The organism is Marinobacterium litorale DSM 23545 (assembly GCF_000428985.1).
GTDB lineage: Bacteria > Pseudomonadota > Gammaproteobacteria > Pseudomonadales > Balneatricaceae > Marinobacterium_D > Marinobacterium_D litorale.
The window spans coordinates 164,967-172,187 of the sequence record NZ_AUAZ01000007.1; the positions used below are offsets into that span (position 1 = coordinate 164,967).

Sequence of the window (7,221 nt, forward strand, 5' to 3'; positions counted from 1 at the left end):
CGGTCAGAGACCAGCGGCGTCACGCAGGGCTTCGGCCTTGTCGGTCTTCTCCCAGGGGAAGGCGGTAAAGCGGTCATCGCCGACGGTCATTTCGAATGGCTCGCGACCGAAATGACCGTAGGCGGCCGTTTGGCGATACATCGGATGCAGCAGATCCAACATGCGGGTAATCGCGAACGGACGCAGGTCAAAATGCTCGCGGATCAACTGGATGATCTTCTCTTCGGCTATTTTGCCGGTACCGAAGGTATTGACCGAAACCGAGGTTGGCTCGGCAACGCCAATGGCATACGAAACCTGAATTTCGCAACGTTCAGCCAGCCCCGCCGCGACGATATTCTTGGCCACATAACGGCCGGCATAGGCGGCTGAACGGTCCACCTTGGAGGGGTCTTTGCCGGAGAAAGCTCCGCCGCCGTGACGGGCCATGCCGCCGTAGGTGTCGACAATGATCTTACGACCGGTCAGACCACAGTCACCCACCGGGCCGCCGATCACGAATTTGCCCGTGGGGTTGATGTGGTAACGGGTTCCCTTGTGCAACAGCTCCGGCGGCAGCACGTGCTTGATAATCAGCTCCTGCACGGCTTCCTGCAGGTCGGCCTGGGTCACGTCAGGATTATGCTGGGTTGAGAGCACAACCGCATCGATAGCAACCGGTTTGCCGTTTTCATAGCGGCAGGTGACCTGGGATTTTGCGTCCGGGCGCAGCCAGGGCAGCAAGCCTGATTTACGCGCTTCTGCCTGACGCTCTACCAGACGGTGGGAGAAGCTGATCGGTGCCGGCATCAGGACATCGGTTTCGTTGGAGGCGTAGCCGAACATCAGGCCCTGGTCGCCGGCGCCCTGATCCTCCGGCTTCTCGCGATCCACGCCCTGGGCGATGTCGACCGACTGTTTGCCGATGATGTTGATGACGCCACAGGTTTCGCCATCGTAGCCCACATCCGATGAGGTGTAGCCGATGTCACAGATCACGTCACGCACCAGCTGCTCCAGATCGATCCAGGCGGTGGTGGAAATCTCGCCGGAGACGATGGCAACGCCAGTCTTGACCATGGTCTCGCAGGCGACGCGGGCGTATTTGTCTTCGCACAGAATGGCGTCGAGCACCGCATCGGAGATCTGGTCGGCGATTTTGTCCGGATGGCCTTCGGAGACGGATTCGGAAGTGAACAGGCTGTATTCGCTCATCAGTACTCGGGATCCTTAGCAGCTGGAAAATGTCGGCAAACAGTGAACTGGAATACCGTATTTTAACGGTCAGAAATAGGGATTGCCTAATCTGAAAGCCGTTTCGCCATGAAAAATTTGCCCATTCCGGGTGAATTTGGCTCAAATTGGAGCAATTCGATTTGAAGCGGGGGGTTATCTGCGCGAAAATTGCGGCCTATTTTTCATCCTTACCCGCAAATTGGGCCAAGCCCAGGAGTAGAGTGAATGTCCTCTCGTCGAGAACTTGCCAATGCCATCCGCGCGTTGAGCATGGACGCCGTACAGAAAGCCAAATCCGGTCATCCCGGTGCCCCCATGGGGATGGCGGATATCGCCGAAGTGCTGTGGAACGATTTCCTCAAGCATAACCCGAGTAATCCGCACTGGTTCGATCGGGACCGTTTCGTGCTCTCCAACGGGCACGGCTCAATGCTGCTCTACTCTCTGCTGCATCTGAGCGGCTACGACGTCAGCATCGACGATATCAAAAACTTCCGGCAGCTGGACAGCAAAACCGCCGGGCATCCTGAGCTGGGTTACTGTCCGGGCGTTGAGACCACTACCGGCCCGCTGGGTCAGGGGATCACCAATGCTGTCGGTATGGCGATTGCCGAGAAGGTACTGGCCGCCCAGTTCAACCGTGATGGTCATGAAGTGGTTGATCACTACACCTATGCCTTCATGGGTGACGGTTGCCTGATGGAGGGTATCTCCCACGAAGCCTGCTCTCTGGCCGGCACGCTGGGTCTGGGCAAACTGGTGGCGTTCTGGGATGACAACGGTATCTCCATCGATGGTGAGGTCGAAGGCTGGTTTACCGATGATACCCCTGCGCGTTTCGAAGCTTACGGCTGGCATGTGATCCGTGGTGTCGACGGCCACAATCCGGACCAGATTCGTGATGCCATCGAGCAGGCGCGGGCTGAATCCGACAAGCCGACGCTGATCTGCTGCAAAACCATCATCGGTTTCGGCTCTCCCAACAAGCAGGGCAAGGAAGATTGCCACGGTGCACCGCTGGGCGATGATGAAATCGCACTGGCACGCAAAGAGCTCAACTGGCCGCATCCAGCATTCGAGGTGCCGGCTGAAATATACGGTGACTGGAATGCCGTGGAAGCCGGCGGCCACGCCGAGAATGAGTGGAACGAGCGCATGGCCGCGTATCGCTCGGCCTATCCGGAGCTGGCTGACGAGCTGCTGCGCCGCCTGGCGGGTGATCTGCCCACGGATTTCGTGGCCAAGGCCGATGCCTGGATCGCCGAAGTTGCCGCCAAGGGTGAAAAGATCGCTTCGCGCAAAGCATCGCAGAATGCCATCAACGCCTATGGACCGGATCTACCGGAGCTGCTTGGCGGATCGGCGGACCTGGCCGGCTCCAACCTGACGCTTTGGTCCGGCGCCAAGGGTGTGGACCGCAGCGACGCCAGCGGTAACTACCTCTACTACGGGGTGCGTGAGTTTGGCATGAGCGCGATCATGAACGGTATTGCGCTGCACGGTGGTTTTATCCCCTACGGCGCAACCTTCCTGGTCTTCATGGAATACGCCCGTAACGCGGTGCGCATGGCTGCTCTGATGAAGCAGCGGGTGATTTTTGTCTACACCCACGACTCTATCGGCCTGGGCGAGGATGGTCCGACTCACCAGCCCATTGAGCAGCTGGCCAACCTGCGCTCGACGCCTAATATGAACACCTGGCGGCCCTGTGACGCGGTCGAGTCTGCCGTGGCCTGGAAAGCCGCGGTCATGCGTGACAATGGCCCCAGTGCGCTGATCTTCTCCCGTCAGGGCTTGCCGGCACAGCCGCGGACCAGCGATCAGGTCGAAGATATTCTGCGTGGCGGTTATGTCCTCAGCGACTGTGAAGGCGAGCCGGAGCTGATCCTTATCGCGACGGGCTCTGAAGTTGAACTGGCAATGGAGTCCGCAGAGGCGCTGCGCGCCGAAAAACGGCGGGTGCGTGTGGTATCCATGCCCTGCACTGAACGCTTCGATGCGCAGGACAAGAGCTACCGCGACAGCGTGCTGCCGCCCTCCGTGCGCGCACGTATCGCCATCGAAGCGGCCCATGCCGACTTCTGGTTCAAGTACGTCGGCTTTGATGGTGCGATTATCGCCATGCGTAGCTTCGGTGAGTCGGCGCCCGCTGGCGAACTGTTCGAACATTTCGGCTTTACGGTCGAAAAGGTGATCGGTAAGGCCAAGGCCCTGATCTGATCAGACAAAGGGGGTGTGAAGCCCCCTTTATCCCTACCCCGTGTTACAGAATCGATAGCAGGTATAGATGGCTTCGCGAGTCGCGATTAATGGATATGGTCGGATCGGGCAGTGTGTACTGCGTGCTATCTATGAGCGCAAGCTCTCGGACAGGCTGTGTGTCGTTGCGCTGAACGAGCTGTCTGATATCGATACATTGACCTATCTGACCCGCTACGACACGACCCATGGGCGCTTTCCCTTGCCTGTTGCCTGTGATAGCGACAGTCTGCTGATTGCCGATGACCGTATCCGTGTGCTGAATCAGGAGTCGCCACAGGCTTTGCCCTGGAGCGACCTGAGGGTTGACCTGCTGCTGGAATGCTCCGGTTCCTTCCATAGCCGAGAGATCGCCGAACAGCATATTCAGGCAGGCGCTGCACGGTTGCTGTTCTCTCAGCCGGCCCAGGCCGATGTGGATGCTACCGTTGTTTTCGGGGTCAACCAGCATGAGCTGAAGGCATCGGACCGGATCGTTTCTGCGGCTTCATGCACAACAAACTGCGTGGTTCCGATTCTTGATCTGCTGGACCGGCATTTCGGGATCGAGAACGGTTTGACCACGACGATTCACTCGGCGATGAACGACCAGCCGGTGATCGACAGCTACCACCGAACCGACCTGCGGCTGACGCGCAGCGCCATGCAATCGATTATCCCGGTTGATACCGGACTCGATAAAGGGATTGACCGGCTGTTGCCGCAGCTGGCCGGGCGTTTCCGCTGTCGCCATGTGCGGGTACCGACGATTAACGTGTCGTTGATGGATATGGCGATCAACCTGAAACGCCCCACCACCGCTGAAGCGGTCAATGCCCTGTTGCGCGATGCAGCCAGTGCCGGCCCCCTGGTGGGACTTCTGGGTTATACCGAGGAGCCTCATGCTTCGGTAGACTTTAACGGTGATCCCCGCTCCGGCGTTGTTGATGGTACCCAGACCTGTGTGGCCGGTGGCCATATGCTGAAACTGCTATGCTGGTTCGACAATGAGTGGGCGTTTGCCAACCGCATGGTTGATGTCGCCCTGCACTGGCTGGAGCAGCACTGAGCGCGAACTGAATACCCCAACACATACTGATAAGTGACACGATTAATCACGAGAGACTAGCGATGAGCGTACTGAAAATGACGGACCTGGATCTGGCAGGCAAACGCGTGCTGATCCGAGAAGACCTGAATGTTCCCGTGAAAGATGGAGCGGTCACCTCCGATGCCCGTATCCGCGCCTCCCTGCCCACCATCGATATGGCCCTGAAAGCGGGTGCCAAGGTGATGGTGATGTCGCATCTGGGCCGCCCCACCGAAGGTCAGTACGAAGAGCAATACTCACTGGCGCCTGTGGCCGCCCATGTGGGTAAGCTGCTGGGTCGTGATGTGCCACTGATCAAGGATTGGCTCGAGGGTGACTTTGAGCTTGAGCAGGGTGAACTGGTTCTGCTGGAAAACGTGCGCTTTAACAGCGGCGAGAAAAAAGATGATGAAGCGCTGTCCAGGAAAATGGCCGCACTGTGCGATATCTATGTGATGGATGCCTTTGGTACCGCACACCGCGCCCAGGCTTCAACCCACGGTGTGGGCAAGTTTGCGCCGGTGGCCTGCGCAGGCCCTCTGCTGGCCAATGAACTGGATGCGCTGGGCAAAGCGCTCGATAAACCGGCCCGGCCCATGGCGGCTATCGTCGGCGGTTCCAAGGTATCCACCAAGCTGGAGGTCCTCAACGCCCTGTCCGACAAGTGCGACCAACTGATTGTGGGCGGAGGCATCGCCAACACCTTCCTCGCTGCGGCCGGCAAGCCGGTGGGTAAGTCGTTGTGCGAACATGATCTGGTGGATACCGCCAAGGCATTGATGGCGAAAGTGGATATTCCGCTGCCGGTGGATGTGGTGGTTGCCTCCGAATTTTCCGAGCATGCGACCGCGGTTGTGAAGTCGGTGGATGATGTGACCGAAAACGATATGATTCTGGATATCGGGCCGCAGTCGGCACAAAACCTGGCAGGCCTGCTCAAGGAAGCGAAAACGATTATCTGGAATGGCCCGGTGGGTGTGTTTGAATTTGACCAGTTTGGCGAGGGCACCAAAACCCTGTCACTGGCGATTGCCGAGAGTGCGGGTTTCTCCATCGCTGGTGGTGGCGATACGCTGGCAGCTGTGGATAAATACGATATCGCGGATAAAGTGTCCTACATCTCCACCGGTGGTGGTGCCTTCCTGGAGTTTGTAGAAGGTAAGACGCTGCCGGCGGTTGCGATGCTGGAAGCTCGCGGGGCGCAGTAAAGGCCGGTTATGCGTCACAACCGGCGAAACAGAATTTTTGATGAATCAATTCAAAGGGTGAAACCATGGCACTGATCTCGATGCGCCAACTGCTGGACCATGCGGCCGAAAACGGCTACGGGATTCCGGCGTTTAACGTCAACAACCTCGAACAGATGCGTGCCATCATGGAGGCCGCATCGAAAACCGATTCTCCGGTCATCGTTCAGGCTTCGGCGGGCGCTCGCAAATACGCGGGTTCCAACTTCCTCAAGCATATGATCCTGGCGGCGATTGAGGAGTTTCCCCATGTGCCTGTGTGTATGCACCAGGACCATGGCACCAGCCCGGCCGTCTGCCAACGCTCTATTGCGCTAGGTTTCTCTTCGGTCATGATGGACGGGTCGCTGGGGAGCGATGGTAAAACCCCGACCAGCTACGAATATAACGTGGATGTCACCCGCCGCACGGTTGAGATGGCCCACGCCTGCGGTGTTTCGGTCGAGGGTGAGCTGGGTTGCCTGGGTTCGCTGGAAACCGGACAGGCGGGCGAAGAGGATGGCATCGGCGCGGAAGGTACGCTCTCCCATGAGCAGATGCTGACCGACCCGGACGAAGCGGCGGATTTCGTCAAGGCGACCAATGTGGACGCGCTGGCGATTGCCTGCGGTACCTCCCACGGTGCGTACAAGTTCACCAAGCCGCCCACCGGCGATACCCTGGCTATCGGCCGGATCAAGGAGATCCATGCGCGTATCCCCAACACCCATCTGGTGATGCACGGCTCCTCATCCGTTCCCCAGGAGTGGCTGGCAATCATCAACGAATATGGCGGTGAGATTCCCGAAACCTACGGTGTACCGGTCGACCAGATCGTTGAAGGGATCAAGCACGGCGTACGCAAGGTCAATATCGATACCGACCTGCGTCTGGCTTCCACCGGTGCGGTGCGTCGCTTCATGGCGCAGAACCCGTCCGAGTTCGATCCGCGTAAATTCCTCAAGGAAACCATCGGTGCCATGCGTGATATCTGTATTGCCCGCTATGAAGCCTTTGGTACCGCCGGCCATGCCAGCAAGATCACGGCAATCTCGCTGGAAGATATGGCGACCGCCTATGAAGCCGGTGAACTGGATGCAAAAGTAAACTGATCGGGACCATCTCATCAGCAAAGGGCGGCCTTGAGCCCACTGCTGTCCCATAGTTTTTTTGATCATAAAGGGATCCTCATTTGAGGGTCCCTTTCTTGTGGCTCGGGGGGAGGAGGATTGAGCAGCGCCCAAAGGGGAATGCGTTCGAACAAGCTCACCTGAAGAGTTCGCATAATGCGTTGTACACTCCAGCCTTGCCGCGCACTATGGCGAGCAAACGAGAGCAGCAGATAGCAGATCATGGCGATCCAGATCTGCGTCAACACTGCATTTTTACTGTGACCTAAAAACGCCTTTATCTTCAGGTTCTGCTTGAGCGCTTTGAAGAAGAGCTCCACCT

Annotated in this window: 5 protein-coding genes and 1 pseudogene; 4 read left to right on the top strand and 2 right to left on the bottom strand. The window is 58.1% G+C overall.

The window, feature by feature from the left end:
* Nucleotides 1-3: 3 nt before the first annotated feature.
* Nucleotides 4-1,194, bottom strand: coding sequence for a methionine adenosyltransferase (gene metK / locus G403_RS0108290; protein WP_027853576.1), 1,191 nt, complete (start codon nt 1,192-1,194; stop codon nt 4-6).
* Nucleotides 1,195-1,440: 246 nt separating this feature from the next.
* Here metK and tkt point away from each other — a divergent pair, with 246 nt between their 5' ends.
* From tkt to fba, 4 genes are all read left to right on the top strand, one after another.
* Nucleotides 1,441-3,435 carry a transketolase gene (tkt, locus tag G403_RS0108295; protein ID WP_027853577.1) on the top strand — a complete coding sequence of 665 codons (1,995 nt, stop codon included), beginning with the start codon at nt 1,441-1,443 and terminating at the stop codon, nt 3,433-3,435.
* 67 nt (nt 3,436-3,502) lie between these two features.
* Nucleotides 3,503-4,522, top strand: coding sequence for a type I glyceraldehyde-3-phosphate dehydrogenase (locus tag G403_RS0108300; RefSeq protein WP_027853578.1), 1,020 nt, complete (start codon nt 3,503-3,505; stop codon nt 4,520-4,522).
* A gap of 62 nt (nt 4,523-4,584) precedes the next feature.
* Entirely contained in the window at nt 4,585-5,751 is a 1,167-nt protein-coding gene (locus G403_RS0108305) for a phosphoglycerate kinase (protein ID WP_027853579.1), read from the top strand.
* A gap of 65 nt (nt 5,752-5,816) precedes the next feature.
* The gene (gene fba / locus G403_RS0108310) at nt 5,817-6,881 is read left to right on the top strand and encodes a class II fructose-bisphosphate aldolase (RefSeq protein ID WP_027853580.1); all 1,065 of its coding nucleotides are present in this window, start codon (nt 5,817-5,819) and stop codon (nt 6,879-6,881) included.
* A 62-nt stretch (nt 6,882-6,943) separates the two neighbouring features.
* Here the strand turns inward: fba and G403_RS25460 are convergent.
* Nucleotides 6,944-7,221 (bottom strand): annotated as a pseudogene (locus G403_RS25460) (IS4 family transposase); the annotation flags it as partial.